Raw genomic sequence first — 22,150 nt, forward strand, 5'->3', positions numbered from 1 at the left:
TCAGGCTCCCTTCAGGGCATGGTTCAGTTGAGTCAGGGCGGCGTCGTCCAGACGGCCGGCCGCGTGCAGGGCTTCGAGCCAGGCCAGCCAGGCTTCCAGCTGCGCCTGCAGGCCCTGGGCGCGCAGTTGGCCGAGGTTCTGGATGGCCAGCAGCACGTCGGTGGTGCTGCGGCTGCCCAGCTCCTGGCCATGGCGCATGGCCTTGAGGGCGGCAGCGGCGGATTGCTTGCCGGCCGTGGCGGCCTCGGCTTGGGCGCGCGCGGCCTGCAGGCGCAGGCGCTGGCTTTCCAGCACGCGGCGTTGCTCGCGCTGCTCGGCTTCCAGCGCCGCCTCGGCCGCCTTCAGGCGCTCGGCGGCGGCGTCGCGGCGGGCGCTGCGGGCGCCGCCGTCCAGCAGGGGCAGGCTCAGTTCCACGCGGGCGCTCTGGTCCCAGCGGCCGGTGCTGCCGGCGCCGTCCAGGCGGCTGGTTTCGGCGCGCAGGCTCAGCGTGGGCAGCGGCGCGGCGCGCTCGGCGCTCAGGGCCTGCTCGCGCGCCTGGCGCTGCAGTTCCAGTGCGCGCAGGCTGGGCGCGTCGCTGGCTTCGGGTTCCTGCTCCAGCGCGGGCGGCAGCTGGCGCGCGGGCAGGGCTTGCAGGGCATTCCATTCGCGCAGGCCGGCATGGGCCAGCAGGCTGGCGCGCGCCTGACCCAAACGGGCCTGGGCGCCCTGGGCGTTGATCTGCGCCAGGCGGTGGAAGGCGCGGCTTTGCTCGGCGTCGACGGCCGCGCTCAGGCCCTCACGCAGGCGCACGCCCATGCGCTCGGCCTCTTGGCCGTAGGCCTGCTCCAGCTCGGCCTGGATCTGCGCCAGGCTTTCCGCCGCGAGGGCCTGCAGGTACAGGCTGGCGGATTGCAGGCGCAGCTCCTGCTCGCTGGCCACCAGGCCTTGTTCCTCGGCGGCCAGCTGGCTGGCCTGGGCGGCAGTGCTGCGCCAGGCCGGCAGGTCCAGCAGGCTCTGGCTGAGCGTGACGCGGCTGCTGCGCTGCGTGGCCTCACCGCGTGCGCGCTGCGGGCCCCAGGCGGCATCGGCCTGCGGCAGCAGCTGGGCGCGGGCTTGGCGCCAGGCGGCTTGCTGCTCGCCCACCCGGGCCTGGCTCTGGCGCAGGCTGGGCGCCTGGGCGCGGGCGCGCTCGTGCAGCTCCAGCAGGTCCAGCGCCAGAGCCGGGCCGGCCAGCGCGGCCAGGGCGAGGGCGATCAGGGTCTGTTTCATGCGACGGCTGCGAGGCTGAGGTGATGGCCGTCGATGACGCGGCCGTCGATCACCTGCACATGGCGCGGTGCGCGTGCGGCCAGCTGCGGGTCGTGGGTCACCATCACCAGGGTGGCGCCGTCGCGGTGCAGCTCTTCCAGCAGCTCCATCACGGCGCGGGCCATCTGGCTGTCCAGGTTGCCGGTGGGCTCGTCGGCCAGCAGGATCTTGGGGCTGCCAGCCAGCGCGCGGGCAATCGCCACGCGCTGCTGCTGGCCGCCGCTGAGCTGGCTGGGCAGGTGGCCGGCGCGGCCGGCCAGGCCCACGCGCTCCAGCGCTTCCATCGAACGACGGCGGCGCTCGGCGGCCTTGAAGCCGCGGTAGTGCAGCGGCACCTCGATGTTCTCCAGCACCGAGAGGTCCGGGATCAGGTTGAAGGCCTGGAAGATGAAGCCGATCTTCTCGTTGCGCAGGCGCGAGCGCTCGGCGTCACTGAGGCGGCTGACGTCCTGGCCGTCCAGCTCGAACAGGCCGCCGGTGGGGGACTCCAGCAGACCGGCGATGGTCAGGAAGGTGGTCTTGCCCGAGCCCGAGGGGCCGGTGACGGCGACGAACTCGCCGGTCTTCACTTCCAGGTGGAAGTCGTTCAGCGCCTGGGTCTCGACCAGTTCGGTGCGATAGACCTTGTGCAGGCCCTTCATCTTCAGCATTGCGTGCTCCTTGATTGATTTCAGTTGACTTGCACAACCGGGGCGTCGGCGACGCCGTCCAGCCCCGAGATCACCACCTGCTCACCGGCCTGCAGGCCGGCGATCACTTCCACCCGCTCCAGGGACTGCGCGCCCAGCCGCACCTCGCGGCGCTCGGCGCGACCATCCTTGAGCACATACACATAGCGGCCGCCGCTCTGCTCGACGAAGCTGCCGCGCGGCAGGCTCAGCACCTGGCTCTTGCGCTCCAGCAGCAAGCGGGAAGAGAGGCGCTGGTTCTGGCGCAGCTCGGGCGGCTGCTGGCCGACGAAGCGCAGGCGTGCCGCCACCTCGCCGTTCACCACCTCGGGCGAGATCGAGATCAGCTTCACCGCCACGGGCTGCCCGGCCACGCGCACCTCGCCGGGCAGGCCCAGGCTCAGCTCGCGCGCCAGGCCTTCGGGCACCTGCACCTGCACGTCCAGCTGGCTCAGGTCCACCAGGGTCAGGAGCTTGGCGTCGCGCGCCACATTGCTGCCGTTGTCCACCAGCAGCGAGCCCACCGCACCGCCATGCGGGGCGCGCAGTTCCAGCGCGGCCAGCTGGCGTTCCAGATCGGTGGCCTGCGACTGCGCACGCGCCGCGGCGGCCTGCTTGGCCTCCAGCTCGTACTGCAGGGCCTGGGTCTTGAGCGTGCGTGCGCTCTCGGCCTGGTTCAGGCTGATGCGCGCCTTTTCCAGCGCGTCCTGTGCCTGTTCCCATTGCAGCCGGGCGCTGGCGCCGGCCTCAAAGGCGGCGCGCTGGCGCTTTTCGGCCGATTGCGCGGCCTGCAGCTCGATGCGCGCGGTGTCCACCGCGGCCTGGGCGCGGCCGCGCTCGCTCTCGGCCTCGGCCTGCGAACGACGGGCCTCGGCGGTGGCCGCGGCTGCGGCGGCGCGTTCCTGCTGCACACGCGCCTGCAGATCGGGCGAGGCGATGCGCGCCAGCAGCTGGCCGGCCTGCACCGTGTCACCCGCCTGCACCTGCCATTGCAGCGTGCCGGCCTGTGGGGCGAAGAGCGTGGGGCTGTTGGCCGCCACCACTTTGCCCTCGGCGGCGACATCGCGCTGCACATCGGCGCGCTGCACCGGGGCAATGCTCAGGCGGCTGAGCTGGAACTGCGGCACGCGCTGGCTCTGCAGCTGGCGCGCCCCCAGGCTGCCCAGGCCACCGAGCAGGGCCAGGGCGGCGACGGCGATCAGCGGCTTGCGCCAGCGGCGCCAGGGGGAGGGGGGCAGGGGGCGGTCCTGCGAGGCGGTGGAGCGGATTGAGGTGTCCATGCCTTGACAGCGCAATCGCCATGCCAGCCGGGCTGCTCCGTGTTTTCATAGGAGAGGGCGGGGCCGGCGGGAGCTGCGGACGGTGTCCGCGGACAGTGTCCGGACGGCCGACCTCGCCCTATTCGAAAGAACACAAGGTGTGAAGAGCCGCACGCACGCGAACGGCGCGGCACTTCCTGGCTCCGGGGCAACCCGCATAAGCTGACAACACACCCACCCGCAAACCCGGCGAAAGCCGGCGACGCAAAGCTACCGGCCTACCGCCTGCCTTCTGGCAGGCCAAGGCAGCGGGGCCGCCAGTCCGAACCCCCGCGGGCTGGCCTCGATCCGAGGCACCCATGCGCAAGACCCCGATTTGTTTGGCGACCGGCACCCTGTTGGCCCTGCTGGTACAGCCCCTGGCCGCGCTGGCCGCGCTGGCCGCGCAACCCCGGCTGGAGCCTGAGATCGGTGCCGAACCCGTCGAAGCCGCCGAACGCTGGGACAGCGCCAGCGACCGCCTCATCGTCAAGTACCGCAGCAGCCAGGCCCAGGAGGGCGTGCGTGCGCGCCTGGCACGTCAGGTGGCCGCCAATCGCCAGGGCGTGAGCCTGGAGGCGCTGCGCCAGACGGCGGCGGGCGCCCAGGTCTACCGCCTGCCGCGCAGCCTGGCGCGGCGTGAGCTGATGGCGATGGCGCAGTCGCTGCGCGATGGCGACCCCGACATCGAGTATGTCGAGCCGGACCTGCGCATGCGTGCCGCCTTCGTGCCCAACGACCCGCAGTGGGCCCAGCAATGGCACCTGCAGCACGCCACCGGCGGCATCCGCGCCCCGACCGCCTGGGACAAAGCGCGCGGGGCGGGTGTCACCATCGCCGTCATCGACACCGGCGTGCGCCCGCATGCCGACCTCAAGGCCCAGCTGCTGCCGGGCTATGACTTCATCACCGACAGCAGGATCGCCGGCGACGGCGATGGGCGGGATGCCGACGCGCTGGACGTGGGCGACTTCACCAGCGCCAACCAATGCGGCACCGGCGAGGCGGCCGAATCCAGCAGCTGGCATGGCACCCATGTGGCGGGCATCGCAGCGGCCAGCGGGAACAACGCACTGGGCGTGAGCGGCGTGGCGATGGCGGCCAAGATCCTGCCGGTGCGTGTGCTCGGGCGCTGCGGCGGCTACAGCTCCGACATCGCCGATGCCATCGTCTGGTCTGCCGGCGGCAGCGTGCCGGGCGTACCCGCCAACCCCAACCCGGCCAAGGTGCTGAACCTCTCGCTGGGCGGGCCGGGCAGCTGCGGCATCACCACCCAGAACGCCATCAACGCTGCCCGCGCCAAGGGCGCCCTGGTGGTGGTGGCGGCCGGCAACGACAAGGCCAATGCTGCCCAGTTCAGCCCCGCCAACTGCAGCGGCGTGGTGGTGGTGGCGGCCACCAACCAGGCCGGCGCCAAGGCCTCGTACTCCAACAGCGGCAGCGTGGTCAGCCTGGCGGCCCCCGGTGGCGATGCGGGCGCCGCCATCCTCTCCACCTACAACAGCGGCAAGACCACCGCGACTGCCGACAGCTACGCCGGGCTGATGGGCACCTCGATGGCCACGCCCGTCGTCAGCGGCGTGGCGGCGCTGATGCTGTCGGCCAACAGCAAGCTCACGCCCGACCAGCTGGCCCAGCTGCTGCGCAGCAGCGCGCGCAGCTTTCCGGGTAGCTGCAGCGGTTGCGGGGCGGGCCTGGTGAATGCCGAGGCCGCCGTGACCGCCGCGCTGGGCGCACCCGCGCCGAGCCCCGCGCCGGCACCAGCGCCCAGCCCGCCCCCCGCGCCTGCCCCCACCCCCGCCCCGGCTCCTGCCCCCAGCCCTGGCGCCGCCGTGGCAGAACGCGAGCCCAACAACACCCTGGCCCAGGCCCAGGTGTTGGGCAGCGCTGCGGTGGTGGTGAGCGGCAGCACGGCCAGCACGAGCGACCAGGACCATTACCGTGTCACAGTCGGCGCCCGACGCAGTCTGACGGCCACCTTGAGCGGCGCCAGCAGCGCCGGCTTTGGTCTTGCCGCGCTGGCCACCAGCGGTCAGGTGCTCGTCGGTCTTTCGGCCGCTCCAGGCCAGAAGCTGCAGTTGACCCTCAGCAACCCGGGCAGCAGCAGCGCCGACCTGGTGTTGCGTGTGGTGCGCAGCAGTGGGACGGCAGGCACCTATAGCTTGGTGCTCAGCCAGTAGAGCTGCGCTGCTGGCAGCGTCGGGCTGCCAGTGCAGCCAGTCGGTTCGCTTGCGGGTGGGCTGTCCTTTGGTAGGGGCCCTGCTCGCTCCTGACTCAGCCTCTTCTCGGCAGGTGCTTGGCGAACCAGGCGACCTGCGGGCCGAGGAACTCCTGCTGCCGCGCCGCGTCAAAGGGGGCGTAATGTCCCCCGGCCAGCTCGACCAGTTGCTTGGGTTCACCGGCCTTGGCAAAGGCCTGCAGCTGCAGGCCCACCGGGGTGATGTCGTCGTCCTTCGCCACCACCATCAGCAAAGGGGTGGGCGCAATGCGGGCGATGGCGGCGGCCGGTTCGTACTGGGCAAAGGCTTCGGTGGTTTCCAGCGTCACACGGTTGACCCAGCGCGGCGCGCGCAGAGCGGCCTGCTCGTACCAGTTGCGCGCCTCTGGCTGGCGGAACACGCCCGTGCCTTCGCCGCCGCTGACGATGGGCAGAACCTCGATCTCGCCGGTCGTCATGCGCATGGCACGGGCCTGGGCCTGCACGGCGCTGAGCTGCTCCAGCGCCTTGGGCGCCAGGTCGGCGTAGAAGGCCTCCCAGGCGTGGGTCATCGGCGTCTGCGCCACCACGCACTGCACGCGGCGGTCGAAAGCGGCCAACTGCAGCACATGGCCGCCGCTGTAGCCCGTGCCCCAGGCGCCCAGGCGGCGTGCGTCCACCTCAGGCTGCAGGCCCAGCCAGGTGAGCGCGTTGCGGTAGTCGGTGATCTGGTCCCACCACAGCAGGGACTGGCGCGGCTCGCCCTCGCTGGCGCCGGTGCAGCGGTAGTCAAACAGCAGCACCGCCAGACCGGCGGCGGCAAAGGCCGTGGCCACGCGGTCGAGCTGCATTTCCTTGAGCGCGCCGTAGTCCGGTGCCATGGCGATGGCGGGACGCCGTTCGCCCGGGTGGTGGTCGCCCGGCAGGTAGTACCAGCCGGCGCAGTGCAGACCCTGGCTCTGGAAGCGCACGTCGCGGCGCTGCACAGCTTGCGCTTGCGCGCCCGCGCCCAGCAGGCTGCCGCCCCAAAGAACGCCCAGTTCGCGTCTGCGCATCGCCACTCCCCCACCTTCTTGTTTGGTGGCGGGCAGGCTAACGCAGGCGCACTCAGCTCAGCAAGGTCTGCAAGCTGCGCTGCACCACCTGGGTCAGGGCGTCCAGGGCCTGGAGCAGGCGTTCGCTGCGTTCGCACAGGTCGCGCAGCGCCGGGCCGCCGCCGCTGCCCTGGCGCAGGCCGCGCAGCAGGCGGTCCCATTCGCGGTCCACGGCGTCGAAGGCGGATTGCAGGCCGGGGCTGTGCAGCGGGGCGTTGCGCAGGGTCTGCAGCGCGCGCAGGAACTCGTCCAAGCCGAGCGCCAGGCGCTGGGGATCGTGGGCGGGGTCCAACTGGGCCACCAGCGCCTCCTTCACCAGACGCTGGCTGAGCAGGCGCTGGCGGGTGCAGAGCACCAGCAGGCGTGGCGGGCGCTCCTGGCCGGCCTCGGTGAGGGCAGCCACCAGGGCCTCGCTGCAATCCAGCAGCTGCTGGGCGGCGGCGTCCTGGCGCGGCAGATCGGCCCGCCTGGGTTCGCCCTGCAGGGCCTGCTGCAGTCGGCCCCAGGCCTGTTGCACGGGGCCCAGCACCTCGCGCAGCGGGCCATGCAGCAGCTCGTGCAGGCGTGCCAGATTGGCCTCGATGCGCGCGGCCGATTCGGCCTGCAGCGCCGCCGCGGCGGCGGGCTCCAGGCCGAGCAGGGCCTGCGCCTGCAGGCGCAGCAGGCGCTGGCTGAGCATGCGCTGGGCGCCGGCGCGCTCCAGCGCCTCGGCGCGTTCGTGCTGCTGCACCAGGTGGCGGGCCAGTTCGCTCAAGCGGGTCTGCGCCTGCATCGCCGCGTCGCGCAGCAGCTTGTAGGCCTGGGCCTCGTCGAGCTGCTGGCATTGCATCAGCACGCCCTTGGCGCGCTCGGTCCAGCGGCGCTCGTCCAGTTGCTGGCGGGCGGCCTGCAGCGCCGCCCATTCCTGGGCGCTGCAGAGCACCCATTCGGTGCCGGTTGGGGCCTCGGCTTGCGCCAGGACGGTGCAGCCGGCGGCCAGCAGGCCCTGTTGCAGGGCGGCGGGGGCGTCGGGCGGCAGGGCCACGCGCAGGGGATGCAGGGCGATGACGGGGCTCATGCCCGCAGCGGTGCAAGAAGCGCGCCTGGCATGGAGCTTGCGCCCTGGGGCACTGTCCAACCCCCCGTGCCCCAAAAATGAGCCTGACCAAAGACTTCCTGCGTGCCGGCCACTGGCCCACGCTGCTGGCCTCCTTCCTCTATTTCGACTTCTGCTTCGCCATCTGGGTGCTGAATGGCGCGATGGCGCCCTTCATCAGCGAGACCTTCGCGCTGACGCCGGCGCAGAAGGGCTTCATGATCTCGGTGCCCATCCTGGCCGGCGCGCTGATGCGCTTCCCGCTTGGCGTGTTGGCGCAGTACATCGGGCGCAAGAACGCGGCCCTGGTGGAGATGGGCCTGATCGTGGCGGCACTGTGTTTCGGCTATGTGTTCGTGGGCAGCTACGACGACGTGCTGGCCATGGGCGTGCTGCTGGGCATTGCGGGCGCGAGCTTCGGCGTGGCGCTCTCGCTCGGCTCGGGCTGGTATCCGGCGCGCTACAAGGGCCTGGCCATGGGCATTGCCGGTGCCGGCAATTCGGGCACCGTGCTGGCCGTGCTGTTCGCGCCACCCTTGGCCACCCAGTTCGGTTGGCAGGCGGTGTACGGCCTAGCGGCCTTCACCATGCTGCTGCCCATGGCCGTGATGGCCCTGGCCGCCAAGGAGCCGCCGGACATCGAGAAGCAGACCCTGCGCGAGCACACCGCCTGCCTGTTCGAGAAGGACGGCTGGGCCTTCAGCCTGATCTACGTCGTCACCTTCGGCGGCTTCATCGGCCTGGCCAGTTTCCTGCCCACCTACTTCTACGACCAGTTCAAGGTCAGCAAGATCGAGGCCGGCCAGCTGACCATGCTGGCCACGCTGATGGGCTCGGCCGTGCGCGTGGTGGGTGGCGCGCTGAGCGACCGCATCGGTGGCGTGAACACGCTCACCGGCGTGCTCGCCATCGCCGCCATCAGCCTGCTGCTGTGTGGCCTGGCCGGGGGCTCGCTGGTGCTCACCACCTTGCTCTTCATGCTGTGCTTTGCGGCCTTCGGCGCCGGCAACGGCGCACTCTTCCAACTGGTGCCCCTGCGCTGGCCGCTGAGCACCGCGGTGGCGGGTTCGATGATTGGCGAGGTCGGCGCGCTGGGCGGCGGCTTCATCCCCAACGCCATGGGCCAGAGCCTGCAGCGCAGCGGCAGCTACTTGTGGGGTTTTGTGGCCATCGCCCTGCTGGCCCTGGCCATGCTGTTCATGCTGCGCGTGGTGCAGATCCGCTGGACCCGCACCTGGGCCGAAAAGGGCGGCCGGGCGCGCGCGAGCGTGACCAGCGACGAAGTGCCGGTTCACTACGCGGAAGCGAAGTGAAGCGGTGCGCCGGCGCCCGGAACGCGCAGCGTTTCGGGGCCCACTTTCGGCGAAGCCAAAAGGGCGGCCGGGCGGGCCAAGCCGCGCCTGCGGCGGAGCAGGAACCGACGAGCTACCAGCCGGCCTGATCAGCCGGCCTGATCAACCCTTCAGCCGGAACACTGCCACCAGCTCGGTCAGCTGCACGGCCTGCTGGCGCAGGCTGTCGGCGGCGGCGGCGGCTTGTTCCACCAGGCTGGCGTTCTGCTGGGTGCTCTGGTCGATCTGCGTCACCGCGTCACCCACCTTGCCGATGCCCTGGGCCTGTTCCTGGCTGGCGCTGTCGATCTCGCCGATCAGGTCGGCCACGCGGCGCACCTGGGCCACGATCTCCTGCATGGTGCTGCCGGCCTCGGCCACCAGGCGGTTGCCTTGGTCCACGCGCGCCACGCTCTGGCCGATCAGGTTCTTGATCTCCTTGGCCGCCTCGGCCGAGCGGCCGGCCAGCGCGCGCACCTCGCTGGCCACCACCGCAAAGCCGCGCCCCTGCTCGCCGGCGCGCGCCGCTTCCACGGCGGCGTTCAGAGCCAGGATGTTGGTCTGGAAGGCGATGCCGTCGATGACACCAATGATGTCGTTGATGCGCCGCGAGCTGGCGCTGATCTCGTCCATGGTGTTGACGACGCGTGCCACCACCTCACCGCCGTTGCGCGCCACCTGGCTGGCGGCGCCGGCCAACTGGCTGGCGGTGCGGGCGATCTCGGCGTTGTGGCGGGTCGATTCGGCCAGGCCGCTCATCGAGTTGGCGGTCTGCTCCAGGTTGGCGGCCTGCTGCTCGGTGCGCTGGGAGAGATCGGCATTGCCCTGTGCGATCTCGGCCGCGCCGGTGGCGATCGAGTCGGCACTCAGGCGCACCGCACCGACGATGCGCTGCAGGCTCTCGTCCATCTGGCTGAGCGCGCGCATCAGCTGGCCCAGTTCGCCCGGGCCCTGGCCGGGCACGTCCTCGCTCAGGTCGCCGGCGGCCACGCGTTCGGTTACCTTCACCGCCAGGTTCAGCGGGCGCAGGATCGAGCGCGAGACTTGCCAGGCCAGCGCCGCCATCACCAGCACGCCGATGACGAGGATCAGCACCAGGCTGCGCTGGGCGCTGCGCGTGCCGGCGTCGTAGGCGCTCATGGCCGCGCCGGCCAGTGCGTTGGCGGCCCGCACGGTCTCGTCCACCGCCGCGCGGTGCGCCAGGTAGAGCGTGTGCACCTCGGCGAGCTGGGCCTTGGCCTTGTCGGGCTCGCCCAGCGCCCCCAGCAGCTGCTGGGCACCCTTCAGAAAGGCCTGCGCGCGCTCGTGCTGGGCGCCCAGCAGCTGGCGCTCCAACCCAAAGGGTGGGTTGGCCGTCCAGTGCTGGACACGGGCCTCGTACTCACCCTGCAGGCGCTGCAACTCCTTCTGTGCCTCGGCCGCCGGCAGGCTGCCTTCCACCGCCTGCGAGAGCACCAGCCGGGTCTCGATCAGGTACATCGGCGGGGGCAGGATGTCGGCCACCACGTCCTTGGCCACGAAGGCTTTTTCGCTGTACCCGGCCAGGGCGCGGGTGCCCAGCAGGCCGACCACCGCACAGGCCAGCACCGCCAGGCTGGCCGCCACCGCCACCAGCATCTGCCGCGTGGCCACCGTCAAATTGCTCAGGAACTGCATGACGGACTCCTTGTCATGCCGACCACCCTGGCGCTCTTGGTCTTGTAAGTCCATCGATTGTGCTGGACAAAGACTTGTCGCGGGGGCTGCCGCCATGCCCTTGTCAGGGGGCTCAGCCCGTGAAGCGGTGCGAGTGCGCGGCGGCGCGGCGCCAGCGGCGCAGCAGCATGCTCAGCAGGGCGGCGCTGAACTGCGCCTGGCCCCAGTTGGGAGCTGGGGCCGGCTGGGTTGGGGGCAGGGGGGCAGGTGGCTGGGTGTGCATGGCGCCAGCTTCGTAGCGCCCGGCGGGGCCTGGATGAGCAGCGTGAAGCGGGGGTGAAGTCTCCGCTGCTCAGCCTCCCAGCCTTTCAACCTCTCAACCCTTAGGCAGCCCCAACAGCCACACCACCAGCAGCAGGTTGAAGAGCAGCGACACCCCGAGCCCGATCTGCCACAGCAGCAGCGGGTTGCGCGTCGCCAGTGGCGTGGTTCGGGGCGGGGGCAGGCTGCGTGCCGCGCCGCGCTCCAGCGCGAGCAGAAACTCGTCGGCCGTCTCGAAGCGTTCCTTCGGGTCCTGGGCAATGGCTTTCAGCACCAGATGGTCCAGCCAGATCGGCAGGTCCGGCCGCAGCCGGCGCAGCGGCTGCGGCGCGCGCGCGTAGCGGGCGCGCTGGAAGGGCTCGATCTCGCCCCAGGGCAGGCGGCCGGCCAGGGCTTGGTAGAGCGTGACGCCGAGCGCGAACAGGTCCGAGCCGGCATCCGGCGCGCGCGGCGGCTCGTCCCATTGCTCGGGGTTGATGTAGCTGGGCGTGCCAGCGTGCAAGCCGCGCAGGGCCTGCGGCGCGCGCGGCGAGAGGGCCACGCCCAGATCGAGCAATCGCCAGTGGCCGTCCTCGGCGCGGTGCAGATTGGCGGGCTTGACGTCGCGGTGCACACAGCCGGCGGCGTGTAGCAGGCTCAAGGCACGGCCGATCTCGCCGGCCATTTGCAGCAGCTCGTTCAGCTCGGGGCGGTTGGGTGTGGCCAGCAACTGCTCCAGCGTCTGGCCGGCGTGCCAGTCGAACACCGCATAGAAGTGGCTGGGCTGGGCCGGGCGGCGCACGGCCACCAGGCCCGAGGCCGGCCCACCGCGGCGTCCGCGTGCGTCTTCGGTCAGGCGCAGGCCCAGCCAGATCTCGTGGGCGAGCAAGGCGCGCTCTTCGGCGTCATGGGCGCGGCTGGGGTGCAGGGTCTTGAGGGCGACCAGCTCGCCGCTGGCGAGTTCGCGCGCCTGCAGCAGGCGGTGCACGCCGTTCTCGGCCACTACGGCGGTGATCTGGTAGCCATCCAGCTGCGCGCCCACCTGCAGCAGGGGCGGGCAGGGCAGCTGCTCGGCGCCGAGCCGCAAATCGTCCAGTTCCGGCCCGGCCAGGCCCTGCACGTCCAGCACTAGCGCGCTGGCGTTGTCGCTGCCACCGGCCTGCAGCGCCGCCTGGCAGAGCGCCGCGGCCGCAGCCTGGGCGCCCGGGGTGTCGCGCAGCAGCTTGGCGATGGCGCGGGCACGCAGCGGGCCGTGCAGGCCGTCGCTGCTGAGCAGCAGGCGGTCGCCCACACGCAGCTCGCCCTGGCTGTGGTCCAGGTGCAGCGCGGGGTCGAGGCCGAGCGCGCGGGTCAGGCCGGCGAAGTCATGGCGCGGCAGGCGGTGGTCTTGCGTCAGCTGCAGCAGTTGGCCCTCGCGCAGCAGCCAGGCGCGGCTGTCGCCCACATGGGCCAGGGCAAAGCGCCGACCCTGCAGGGCCAGGGCGGTGCAGGTGCACAGGGCCTCGCGTGGCTGGCCATCGGGGCCGGGGCGGCGGTTGTGCGCGGCCAGCCAGCTGTTCTGGGCGGCGAGCAGGCGCTCCAGGCGCACGCCCAGGTCCCAATGCGCGGGCGTGGCGTGGAAGTCGGCCAGCAGGGCGCGCACGCTGGTCTGCGCGGCCAGCAAGCCCTCGCCACCCGTGCTGACGCCATCGGCCAACGCGGCCACCAATCCATGGCCAGCGGGCTCGAGCTGCAGGCCGGCGAAGTCTTCATTGCGTTCGCGCGGGCCGCGCAGGCTGGCCACACCGGGGTCGATCTCGAAACGCATGCGCGGGTTTGGGGCGGGTTTGGGGCTTGGACGCCTTGTTTTGGTGCGAACTCACCCCGGCCGGGGCGCGCTGCGCTTCAGCCTAGGGCAGATTTCATCGAAAGCACCAGCCTCTTTGCTGGCACACCCCTTGCACTGCAAGAGGCAGACCAGGCTCAGCGGAGAACGCGATGCGCAAGATGAAGTTGGTGTTGGTGGGCAATGGCATGGCCGGGGTGCGGACCCTGGAGGAACTGCTGAAGCTCGCCCCCGATCTGTACGAGATCACCGTGTTCGGCGCCGAGCCGCACCCGAACTACAACCGCATCCTGCTCAGCCCCGTGCTGGCGGGTGAACAGACGCTGGACGAGATCGTGCTCAACCCGCTGTCTTGGTACGCCGAGCACGGCATCACCCTGCACCTGGGCAAAAAGGTGACGCAGATCGACCGCGTGCGCCGCCGCGTGATTGCCGAGGACGGCACCAGCGCGGAGTACGACCGCCTGCTGCTGGCCACCGGCTCGGTGCCTTTCATCCCGCCCGTTCCTGGCAAAGACCTGGAGGGCGTGATCGCCTACCGCGACATCGCCGACACCGAGGCCATGATCGACGCGGCCACGAAGTACCAGCATGCAGTGGTGATCGGCGGCGGGCTCTTGGGCCTGGAGGCCGCCAACGGCCTGATGCTGCGCGGCATGCAGGTGACGGTGGTGCACCTCTCGGACTGGTTGATGGAGCGCCAGCTCGACAAGACCGCTGCCGACTTGCTCCAGCGCTCGCTGGAGGCGCGCGGGCTGAAGTTCCGTACTGGCACCAGCACGCAGGCCTTGATCGGTGGCAAAGATGGGCGTGTGATGGCCGTGCAGTTCAAGGGCGGCGAAGAGATTCCCGCCGATCTGGTGGTGATGGCCGCCGGCATCCGCCCCAATGTGGCCCTGGCCGAGGCCGCCGGCATCCACTGCCAGCGCGGCATCGTCGTCAGCGACACCCTGCAGACCATCACCGACCCGCGCATCTACGCGCTGGGCGAATGCGCGGCGCACCGCGGCATCGCCTACGGCCTGGTGGCGCCGCTGTTCGAGCAGGGCAAGGTCTGCGCCACGCATCTGGCGCAGTTCGGCATCGGCCGCTACAGCGGCTCGCAGACCAGCACCAAGCTCAAGGTCACCGGCATCGATCTGTACTCGGCCGGCGATTTCATGGGCGGGGAGGGCACGGAGGAGATCGTGATGAGCGACCCCTTCGCCGGCGTCTACAAGAAGCTGGTCATCAAGGGCGACCAGTTGGTGGGTGCGTGCCTGTACGGCGACACCGTCGACGGCTCCTGGTACTTCAAGCTGCTGCGCGAGGGTCGCAAGATTTCCGACATCCGCGACAAGCTGATGTTCGGCGAATCGAACATCGGCGATGTGGGCCACCAAGGCCAGAACAAGGCCGCGGCGATGGCCGACGCCGACGAGGTCTGCGGCTGCAATGGCGTCAGCAAGGGTGCGATCTGCAAGGCCATCAAGGACAAAGGCCTGTTCACGCTGGATGAGGTGCGCAAGCACACCAAGGCGTCCGCCAGTTGCGGTTCCTGCACCGGGCTGGTGGAGCAGCTGATCATGTTCACCGCCGGCGGCGACTACTCCGCCACGCCGAAGAAGAAGGCCATCTGCGCCTGCACCGACGCCAGCCACCAGGACGCGCGCGACGCCATCCTCAAGGGCCACTTGACGAGCAAGGAAGAGGTCTTTCACGCGCTGGACTGGAAGACCCCGAACGGCTGTGCCACCTGCCGCCCGGCCATCAACTACTACCTCATCAGCACCTGGCCCAAGGAGGCTCAGGACGATCCGCAAAGCCGCTACATCAACGAGCGCAGCCACGCCAACATCCAGAAGGACGGCACCTACAGCGTGATCCCGCGCATGTGGGGCGGCGAGACGACAAGCTCCGAGCTGCGCCGCATCGCCGATGTGGTGGACAAGTACCAGATCCCCACCGTCAAGGTGACCGGCGGCCAGCGCATCGACCTGCTGGGTGTGAAGAAGGAAGACCTGCCCGCCGTCTGGAAGGACATCGGCATGCCCAGCGGCCATGCCTACGCCAAGGCCCTGCGCACGGTGAAGACCTGCGTGGGCTCGGAGTGGTGCCGCTTCGGCACGCAGGACAGCACGCAGATGGGCAAGGACCTGGAGCGCGCGCTGTGGCGCATGTATGCGCCGCACAAGGTCAAGATCGCGGTGAGCGGCTGCCCGCGCAACTGCGCCGAGGCCGGCATCAAGGACGTCGGCGTGATCGGCGTCGATTCGGGCTGGGAGATCTACGTCGCCGGCAACGGCGGGATCAAGACCGAGGTGGCCGAGTTCCTCTGCAAGGTCAAGACGGTCGAGGAGGTGCTGGAGGTCAGCGGCGCCTTCCTGCAGCTCTACCGGCTGGAGGGCTGGTACTTGGAGCGCACCGTGCATTACGTCGGTCGCGTCGGTCTCGACTACGTCAAGAAGCGGATCCTGGACGACGCTGAAGGGCGCAAGGCGCTCTGGCAGCAGCTTCAGTTCGCGCTCGATGGTGAACCCGATCCCTGGTTCGACTTCGACCAGGCCAAGGTCGATCTGCGTCAGTTTGAAAAGGTGCCGGCATGACTTGGACGACTGTTTGCTCTATCAAGGACATCCCCGTGCTCGGCTCGCGTCGCGTGGCCCGCGCCACGGGCATGGATGTGGCCCTGTTCCGCAACGCCAGCGATGAGGTCTTTGCTCTGCTGGACCGCTGCCCGCACAAGGGCGGGCCGCTGAGCCAGGGCATCGTGTTCGGCCGTGGCGTGGCCTGCCCCTTGCACAACTGGACGATTGGCCTGGACAGCGGCCAGGCCCAGGCGCCCGATGAAGGCTGCACGCCGGTGTTCCAGGTGCGCGTGGTGGATGGCAGCGTGCAACTGCTGCAGGAGGAGCTGGACACCCACGCGCTGGACCTGGCGCCGCCCGTGGCCGGACCCTGCGCCAAACACATCCCGATTGCGGTGGGCTGAGCATGGAGACCCGCAGCACCTGTCCGTACTGCGGTGTTGGCTGCGGGGTCGTGATCGAACACGACGGCCAGCAGATCACCGGCGTGCGTGGGGATCCGGACCACCCGGCCAACTTCGGCCGGCTCTGCACCAAGGGCGCGAACCTGCACCGCACTGCCAGCCCCGTTGTGATCCAGGGTCAGCGCCTGCGCCAGCCGCAGATCCGCCGCCAACGCGGCGGCGCGCTGCAGCCCATCGGCTGGGAGCAGGCCAACGAGCACCTGGTGGCCGAGCTGCTGCGCATCCATCGCGCGCATGGCCCGCAGGCCATCGGCTTCTACATTTCCGGCCAGCTGCTGACCGAGGATTACTGCGCCTTCAACAAGCTGGCGCGCGGCGTGCTGAAGACGCCGCACATCGACTCCAACTCGCGCCTGTGCATGAGCTCGGCCGTGGTGGGCTACAAGCAGAGCCTCGGCGCTGATGCGCCGCCCTGCAACTACGAGGACGTCGAACAGGCCGACTGCATCCTCATCAGCGGCGCCAACCCGGCCTGGGCGCACCCGGTGCTGTTCCGCCGCCTCGAAGCCGGGCGCGCGAACAAGCCGGGGCAGAAGCTCATCGTCATCGACCCGCGCCGCACCGAAAGCGCCGAGCTGGCCGATCTGCATCTGCAGATCCAGCCCGGCACCGATGTGGCGCTTTGCCATGCGCTGCTGCATGCCTGCATCTGGCAGGGCTGGACGGATGCGCGCTTCATCCGCGAGCACACCGAGGGCTTCGAGTCCTTGAAGGACCTGGTGCGCGAATGGAGCCCGGCACGCGCCGCCACGCTCTGCGGTCTGAAGGAGGCCGAGATCTGGCAGGCGGCCGAGTGGTTCGCCACCGCGCCAGCCGCCTTGAGCCTGTACTGCCAGGGCTTGAACCAGAGCAGCAGCGGCACGGCCAAGAACACGGCGCTGATCAATCTGCACCTGGCCACCGGCCAGATCGGCAAGCCGGGCGCCGGGCCCTTCTCGCTGACCGGCCAGCCCAATGCGATGGGCGGGCGCGAAGCCGGCGGCATGGCCACGCTGCTGCCCGGCCATCGCGACCCGGCGAACCCGGTGCACCGCGCCGAGGTGGCCGCCCTCTGGAGCCTGGGTGCGGATGAAGAGCTGCCGGGCCCCGGCCACACGGCCATGGCAATGTTCGAAGCCGCCGCGCGCGGCGAGATCAAGGCGCTGTGGATCGCCTGCACCAACCCCGCGCAGAGCCTGCCCGACCAGGCCCTGGTGCGCGCCGCGCTGCAGCGCTGTGAGTTCGTCGTGCTGCAGGAGGCCTTTGCCGGCACCGCGACGGCGGGCTTCGCCGACTTGGCTCTGCCCGCCGCGACGTGGGGCGAGAAGGAGGGCACGGTGACGAACAGTGAGCGCCGCATCAGCCGTGTGCGTGCCGCCGTGCCGCCGCCGGGCCAGGCGCGCGCGGACTGGGCCATCGTGCGCGAGGTGGCGCTGCGCCTGGACGCCGCCTTGAACCCGCAGCGCACGCCGCTGTTCGCTGTCACCGACAGCCCCGAGGCTTTGTGGCTGGAGCACCGTGAAAGCACAGCCGGCCGCGACCTCGACATCGGCGGCCTGAGCTACGAGCTGCTGGAGCGCACCGGCCCGCAGCAATGGCCTTATCAAGAGAGCGGCAAGGCCCGGCTCTACACCGACCACCGCTTTGCCACCCCCAGCGGCCGCGCCCGCTTCATCGCCACGCCCTACCGCGCCCCGGCAGAGAGCGCCAGTGCCAAGTTCCCGCTGCAGCTCACCACCAGCCGCCTGCGCGACCAATGGCATGCCATGAGCCGCAGCGGCACCGTGCCGGGCCTGTTCGCGCACGAAGGCGCGCCGGTGCTGAAGCTGCACCCGCAGGACGCCGCGCGCCGCCGCCTGAAGGCGGGCGAGCTGCTGCGCCTGCAGAGCGCGCGCGGCGAGCTCGTCCTGCCGCTGGCCCTGGACGCCGGCGTGGCCCCGGGCCAAGCCGATCTGCCCATGCACTGGGGCTCCGAGTTCCTGGCCGGCGCCGGCATCAATGCGCTGACCAGCGGCGCCCGCTGCCCCGATTCGCAGCAGCCCGAGCTGAAGTTCAGCGCGTTGGCCGTGCAGAGCGCCGGCCTGCCCTGGCGGCTTACGGCCTGCGCCTGGGTGCCCGCGACGGAAGGCGCCGCGCTGCGCGAACGCCTGCGCGCCCTGCTGCCGCGCTTTCCCTTTGCCCACTGCCTGCCGGTGCCGACGGACGACGCCACCCGCCAGGGCTGGGCCTTCGAGGCCGCGCTGGCTGAGCGTCCCGAGCCCCAGCTGATCGACCACCTGACGGCTGCCATCGGCCTGGATGGCCCCGGCGTGCTGCGCTATGCCGATGCCGGCCGCGGCCGTCTGCGCCTGCTGCGCCTGCAGGGCGAGGGCGAAGCGGCGGCGCTGCAGGCCTTTGCACGCGTGGGTGAACAGGACGAGGCCGCCTGGCTGCAGCCGCTGTGGCGGGAGGGCCGGCGCGCCGCCCCGCTGGGCCGCTGGCTGCTCAGCCCCGGCGCGCCTCCGGCCGAGCTCTTGAGCGCGCCGCGCAGCCCGCAGGTCTGCAACTGCTTTGACGTGCGCGAGGACCAGATCCGTGCCTGCCTGGCCGGCGGCGCCGACAGCCTGGACGCGCTGCAGGCCGAGCTGAAGTGCGGCACGCAATGCGGCTCCTGCCTGCCCGCCTTGCGCCGTCTGATGAGTGAAGGAGTGCCCGCATGAACCCCCTCCATCCTGTCGCCCTCGTCGGCGCCGGCCCCGGCGACCCCGAGCTGCTGACCCTGCGCGCACTCAAGCGCATCGAGGCCGCCGACGTGGTGCTGGCCGACGACCTGATCGACCCGCGCGTGCTGGCCTTGGTCAAGGGCCGGCTGCTGCGCGTGGGCAAGCGCGGCGGCTGCATCTCCACCGACCAGCACTTCATCCACGCGCTGATGCTGCGCGAGGCCTCGGCCGGCCAGCGCGTGGTGCGCCTGAAGGGCGGCGACCCCTTCGTGTTCGGCCGTGGCGGCGAGGAGGTCGATGCCCTGCGCGCCGCCGGCCTGGAAGTCGAGGTCGTCAGCGGCCTGACCAGCGGCATCGCCGGCCCGGCGGCGGTGGGCATTCCGGTCACCGACCGGCGCCACAGCCCGGGCGTGATCCTGGTCACCGGCCATGCCGGCGAGGGCTGCCGCGAGCCCGATTGGGCGGCCCTGGCGCGCAGTGGCCTGACCCTGGTGATTTACATGGGCGTGGCGCGCTGCGCCGAGCTGCAGCAGCGCCTGCTGGACGCCGGCCTGGACCGCCGCACGCCGGCCGCCATCGTCAGCGCCGCCCACACCCCGGCGCAGCGCCAGGCGGCCTGCACTCTGGATACCTTGAGCGCCACGCAGCAGCGCGAAGGCCTGGCGAGCCCGGCGCTGCTGGTGATCGGGGCGGTGGCGGCGCGCGCCTCAGAAGTCGTGGCGCAGGTTCAGCCCCACACCGAAGAACTCGCCGTCAGTCGGGCTGCTGGCGGGGCGGTGCGATAGCGTGCCCGTGAGCTGCCAGGCCCGGCTCGGCGTCCAGCGTGCCGCCAGCGTGCGGCTGAGCGGCGGGCTGCTGAAGCCTTCGCCGGCTCGGGTCATTTCGAGCTGCGCGGCGAACTGCCAGTGATTGCTGGCGTTCCAGCGCAACCCCAGGCCGTTCGTGGACTTCAGGCCCGCGCCGCCGCGGGTGTCCGCCAGCAGCTCCCACGCGGGGTGGATTGCATAGGCGTAGGAAAGCGCCCAGTCTTCCGAGCTGCGGCCTTGGCGGGGGCGGGTGTGGCTCAGGCGGCCCTCGAAGCGATGGGCACCGCTCTCGTGGCGCGCGGCCAGGTCGATGCCTAGGCTGCGGTAGCGGAAGCCGTCTGCATCGGCTGAGCCCCCGAACCCGGCCGCAGTGATGTTCGCGCCCAGGGTGACGAGCGTGGCATCCCTGGCGCTGCCCAGCAGGCGCAGCCGGGCACCGAAGCGCGCGTTGTTGGAGTGCCAGGACTCGCTGTCCGAATGGTTCACGGCCAGGCGCAGGTCGAGCCGATCCGTGAGCCCGCAGCCCAGCTCGGTGGTGCCGGTATAGCCCTGCAGCTTCTGGCCCTGCCAGCGGGCCTCGAACTGGCTGATCCAGAGCTCGCTGCGGCAGGCGCCGGCTGCCTGCACCTCGGTGGCGGTGCTGGGAAAGAGCTCGGCGCGGGCCTGGCCCGAGGCGGCCAGCAAGCCGGCCAAGGCCAGCGAGGAGAGTGCAGCGCGGGGGCGCCGCTGCAAGCGGGAAACAACAGACATGGGAACTCCCTGTTTGGTTTGATTCAAAGGCCATGGCGCGGCCTAGCCCCGGGGAAGGGGCCAGTGCGTGACGGGTCTTGAATGCCGCGAGGGGCTTCGCTCAGCCGAAGCTGATGCGCCGCGGTGCAGCGCTTTGCGTGTTCAGCCGGGCGGGGCCTGGGCGGCCAGCCTTGGCGCGGGTGCTTTGCGCATCGCAGGCGCTCCGAGACATTCAAGGAGCCGCGATGGTGGCGATGAACTGTCTTCCGCGCTGCTGAATTGCGACGAAGTGCGAGGGAAGGGGAAGCAAGTGCCGGGCTCAGGACCCGGCACTTGCGGTGTGAAGCTTCAGAACGATTCCCAATCGCCACCCGCCCCAGCGGCCGCCGCAGCGGGCTGCGCGGCCACCCGGGCCGCCGGTGCGGGCTTGGCCGCTGCCGGGCGTGCCGTGGCGGGCGGGCGGGCGCGGGGGGCTGGGGCGGTGGCGCGCTGGGCCTGGGCCTGGGCCTCGCGCAGCTTGAACACGTCCACCACCTCGGCCAGCTTGGCGGCTTGGTGCTTCAGGCTTTCGGCTGCGGCGGCCGATTCCTCCACCAGTGCGGCGTTCTGCTGCGTCACCTGGTCAAGCTGGTTGACGGCCTCGCTGACCTGGCCGATGCCCTTGGCCTGCTCGCCGCTGGCGGCATCGATCTCGCCGATCAGATCCGCCACGCGCCGCACCTGGGCGACGATCTCGCCCATCGTGCTGCCGGCCTCGGCCACCAGGGCCGAGCCGGTGTCCACCTTCTCCACGCTCTGGCTGATCAGGCTCTTGATCTCCTTGGCGGCCTCGGCGCTGCGCTGCGCCAGCACGCGCACCTCGCCGGCCACCACCGCAAAGCCGCGGCCCTGTTCGCCGGCACGCGCCGCTTCCACCGCAGCGTTCAGCGCCAGGATGTTGGTCTGGAAGGCGATGCCATCGATGGTGCCGATGATGTCGACGATCTTTCGCGAGCTGCTAGTGATCTCGTCCATGGTGTTCACTACGCGGCCCACCACCTCGCCGCCTTTGACGGCCACGCCGCTGGCCGAGGTGGCCAGTTGGGTGGCCGTGCGGGCGATGTCGGCGTTTTGCTTCACCGTGGCGCTCATCTCCTCCATCGAGGCTGCCGTCTGCTGCAAGTTCGAGGCCTGCTCCTCGGTGCGCTGCGACAGGTCGGCATTGCCGGTGGCGATCTCGGCCGAACCGGTGGCGATTGAATCGGAGCTGTGACGCACCTGGCCGACGATCTTCACCAGCGACTCATTCATCTGACCCAGGGCGCGCAGCAGCTGGGCGATCTCGTCCCGGCCGCGCACCTCGATCTCGCTGCGCAGGTCGCCGGCCGCCACCTTCTCGGCCAACTCCACCGCGGTCGACACCGGCTGCGTGATCGAGCGCGTGATCCACCAGCCCAGCCAGGCGCCCAGGGCCAGGGCCACCAGAGCGGCAATCAGCGAGGTCCACTCCACCTGGGCCTGCGTCTTGCGCGCCTGGTCGTACTCGCGCTTGGCTTCGTCCACCTGCAGCTTGGTCAGGGCGGCGAGCGTGGCCGCCACCTCAGGGGCCATCTCGCTGACCTTCCCGTCGTACACAGCGCGTGCGGCCTCCATGTCGCCGGCCAGCAGAGCCTTGCGCGTGGGCACCAGGCCTTGCTGGGCGTAGGCCGTGCGTGCCGCCACATAGCGGTCGGCCAGCACCTTCTCTTCCGGTGTCATCTGCGTGGCCATGTAGGCCTTCTGCACCTCGTCGATGGCCTTGATGTTCTCGGACATCTCCTGGGCGTGGCGCTCGATCAGTGCCTTGTCCGGCCGCTGCAGCATCTCGGCCAGCAGGAAGCGGTTGCGCACGGTCAGCCGGCTGATGTCGCCCAGCTGCTGCAAGGGGATGGTGCGGTCCTCGTAGACGGTCTCCAGCCCGTCGCTGACGCGGCCGAGACCGATTCGGCCCAGTACCGCCACCAGCACCAGCAGGGCCAGGATGAGCCCGAAGGCCAGGGCCAGGCGCGGACCGATGCGAATCTGCTTCAACCAATCCATTGCGGGCTCCCTAGGAGTCTGGGCGGCAGACGGCTTTCGAGGGCACAGCGCACGCGGCTGAGTGCCGCAGTTCCCGGTCAATGAAGCGTCGCGAAGTTCAAAAAGCTGCGTTTCGATCTGAAGCCGGGCTCCCAC

16 protein-coding genes and 1 riboswitch are annotated in these 22,150 nt (G+C 70.9%); of the genes, 6 read left to right on the forward strand and 10 right to left on the reverse strand.

The window, feature by feature from the left end; translation table 11 throughout:
- Genes ACE3QP_RS19260 through ACE3QP_RS19270 form a run of 3 tightly spaced genes read right to left on the reverse strand, consistent with a single transcriptional unit; the run spans position 1 to position 3,235 of the window.
- Positions 1–1,248: a TolC family protein gene (locus tag ACE3QP_RS19260; RefSeq protein ID WP_374438327.1), complete on the reverse strand. Its 1,248-nt coding sequence runs from the start codon at positions 1,246–1,248 to the stop codon at positions 1–3.
- Positions 1,245–1,937: an ABC transporter ATP-binding protein gene (locus ACE3QP_RS19265; RefSeq protein WP_374438329.1), complete on the reverse strand. Its 693-nt coding sequence runs from the start codon at positions 1,935–1,937 to the stop codon at positions 1,245–1,247. Before ACE3QP_RS19265 ends, ACE3QP_RS19260 begins: the two co-directional genes overlap by 4 nt.
- 20 nt (positions 1,938–1,957) lie before the next feature.
- A complete protein-coding gene (locus ACE3QP_RS19270; RefSeq protein WP_374438331.1) occupies positions 1,958–3,235 on the reverse strand; it encodes an efflux RND transporter periplasmic adaptor subunit in 1,278 nt (425 codons plus the stop codon).
- 208 nt (positions 3,236–3,443) lie between these two features.
- Positions 3,444–3,536, forward strand: a riboswitch (cyclic di-GMP riboswitch).
- Between the two features lie 37 nt (positions 3,537–3,573).
- Here ACE3QP_RS19270 and ACE3QP_RS19275 point away from each other — a divergent pair.
- The gene (locus ACE3QP_RS19275; RefSeq protein ID WP_374438333.1) at positions 3,574–5,433 is read left to right on the forward strand and encodes a S8 family peptidase; all 1,860 of its coding nucleotides are present in this window, start codon (positions 3,574–3,576) and stop codon (positions 5,431–5,433) included.
- A gap of 94 nt (positions 5,434–5,527) precedes the next feature.
- On the opposite strand, the gene ACE3QP_RS19280 is transcribed toward ACE3QP_RS19275, so the two are convergent.
- Both ACE3QP_RS19280 and ACE3QP_RS19285 read right to left on the reverse strand, forming a co-directional pair.
- The gene (locus ACE3QP_RS19280) at positions 5,528–6,505 is read right to left on the reverse strand and encodes an alpha/beta hydrolase (protein ID WP_374438335.1); all 978 of its coding nucleotides are present in this window, start codon (positions 6,503–6,505) and stop codon (positions 5,528–5,530) included.
- A 52-nt stretch (positions 6,506–6,557) separates the two neighbouring features.
- Entirely contained in the window at positions 6,558–7,601 is a 1,044-nt protein-coding gene (locus ACE3QP_RS19285; protein ID WP_374438337.1) for an ANTAR domain-containing protein, read from the reverse strand.
- Positions 7,602–7,678: 77 nt separating this feature from the next.
- Between ACE3QP_RS19285 and ACE3QP_RS19290 the strand changes: the two genes are divergently transcribed.
- Positions 7,679–8,932 (forward strand): nitrate/nitrite transporter, encoded by a 1,254-nt coding sequence (locus ACE3QP_RS19290; RefSeq protein ID WP_374438340.1) that lies wholly within the window; start codon positions 7,679–7,681, stop codon positions 8,930–8,932.
- A 141-nt stretch (positions 8,933–9,073) separates the two neighbouring features.
- Here ACE3QP_RS19290 and ACE3QP_RS19295 read toward each other — a convergent pair whose 3' ends face one another.
- The 3 genes from ACE3QP_RS19295 to ACE3QP_RS19305 all read right to left on the reverse strand — a co-directional run bounded on the left by ACE3QP_RS19295 (position 9,074) and on the right by ACE3QP_RS19305 (position 12,692).
- Positions 9,074–10,606 carry a methyl-accepting chemotaxis protein gene (locus ACE3QP_RS19295; RefSeq protein ID WP_374438342.1) on the reverse strand — a complete coding sequence of 511 codons (1,533 nt, stop codon included), beginning with the start codon at positions 10,604–10,606 and terminating at the stop codon, positions 9,074–9,076.
- Positions 10,607–10,718: 112 nt separating this feature from the next.
- Positions 10,719–10,868 carry a hypothetical protein gene (locus ACE3QP_RS19300; protein WP_374438344.1) on the reverse strand — a complete coding sequence of 50 codons (150 nt, stop codon included), beginning with the start codon at positions 10,866–10,868 and terminating at the stop codon, positions 10,719–10,721.
- 93 nt (positions 10,869–10,961) lie between these two features.
- Positions 10,962–12,692 carry a protein phosphatase 2C domain-containing protein gene (locus tag ACE3QP_RS19305; protein ID WP_374438346.1) on the reverse strand — a complete coding sequence of 577 codons (1,731 nt, stop codon included), beginning with the start codon at positions 12,690–12,692 and terminating at the stop codon, positions 10,962–10,964.
- 170 nt (positions 12,693–12,862) lie between these two features.
- On the opposite strand from ACE3QP_RS19305, the gene nirB reads away from it, so the two are divergent.
- Genes nirB through cobA form a run of 4 tightly spaced genes read left to right on the forward strand, consistent with a single transcriptional unit; the run spans position 12,863 to position 19,207 of the window.
- On the forward strand, positions 12,863–15,295 hold the full coding sequence (gene nirB, locus ACE3QP_RS19310) for a nitrite reductase large subunit NirB (RefSeq protein ID WP_374438348.1): 2,433 nt from the start codon (positions 12,863–12,865) through the stop codon (positions 15,293–15,295).
- A complete protein-coding gene (gene nirD / locus ACE3QP_RS19315; RefSeq protein ID WP_374438350.1) occupies positions 15,292–15,681 on the forward strand; it encodes a nitrite reductase small subunit NirD in 390 nt (129 codons plus the stop codon). The genes nirB and nirD overlap by 4 nt, the downstream gene beginning before the upstream one ends.
- A 2-nt stretch (positions 15,682–15,683) precedes the next feature.
- On the forward strand, positions 15,684–18,419 hold the full coding sequence (locus tag ACE3QP_RS19320; protein ID WP_374438352.1) for a molybdopterin-dependent oxidoreductase: 2,736 nt from the start codon (positions 15,684–15,686) through the stop codon (positions 18,417–18,419).
- Positions 18,416–19,207 (forward strand): uroporphyrinogen-III C-methyltransferase, encoded by a 792-nt coding sequence (cobA, locus tag ACE3QP_RS19325; RefSeq protein ID WP_374438354.1) that lies wholly within the window; start codon positions 18,416–18,418, stop codon positions 19,205–19,207. Before ACE3QP_RS19320 ends, cobA begins: the two co-directional genes overlap by 4 nt.
- Here the strand turns inward: cobA and ACE3QP_RS19330 are convergent.
- Positions 19,130–19,978 carry a hypothetical protein gene (locus ACE3QP_RS19330; RefSeq protein WP_374438356.1) on the reverse strand — a complete coding sequence of 283 codons (849 nt, stop codon included), beginning with the start codon at positions 19,976–19,978 and terminating at the stop codon, positions 19,130–19,132. The two genes, cobA and ACE3QP_RS19330, sit on opposite strands and share 78 nt — an antisense overlap.
- 327 nt (positions 19,979–20,305) lie before the next feature.
- Positions 20,306–22,015 carry a methyl-accepting chemotaxis protein gene (locus ACE3QP_RS19335; protein WP_374438358.1) on the reverse strand — a complete coding sequence of 570 codons (1,710 nt, stop codon included), beginning with the start codon at positions 22,013–22,015 and terminating at the stop codon, positions 20,306–20,308.
- Between the last annotated feature and the right edge of the window lie 135 nt (positions 22,016–22,150).

The organism is Inhella sp., assembly GCF_041912635.1.
Taxonomy (GTDB): domain Bacteria; phylum Pseudomonadota; class Gammaproteobacteria; order Burkholderiales; family Burkholderiaceae_C; genus Inhella.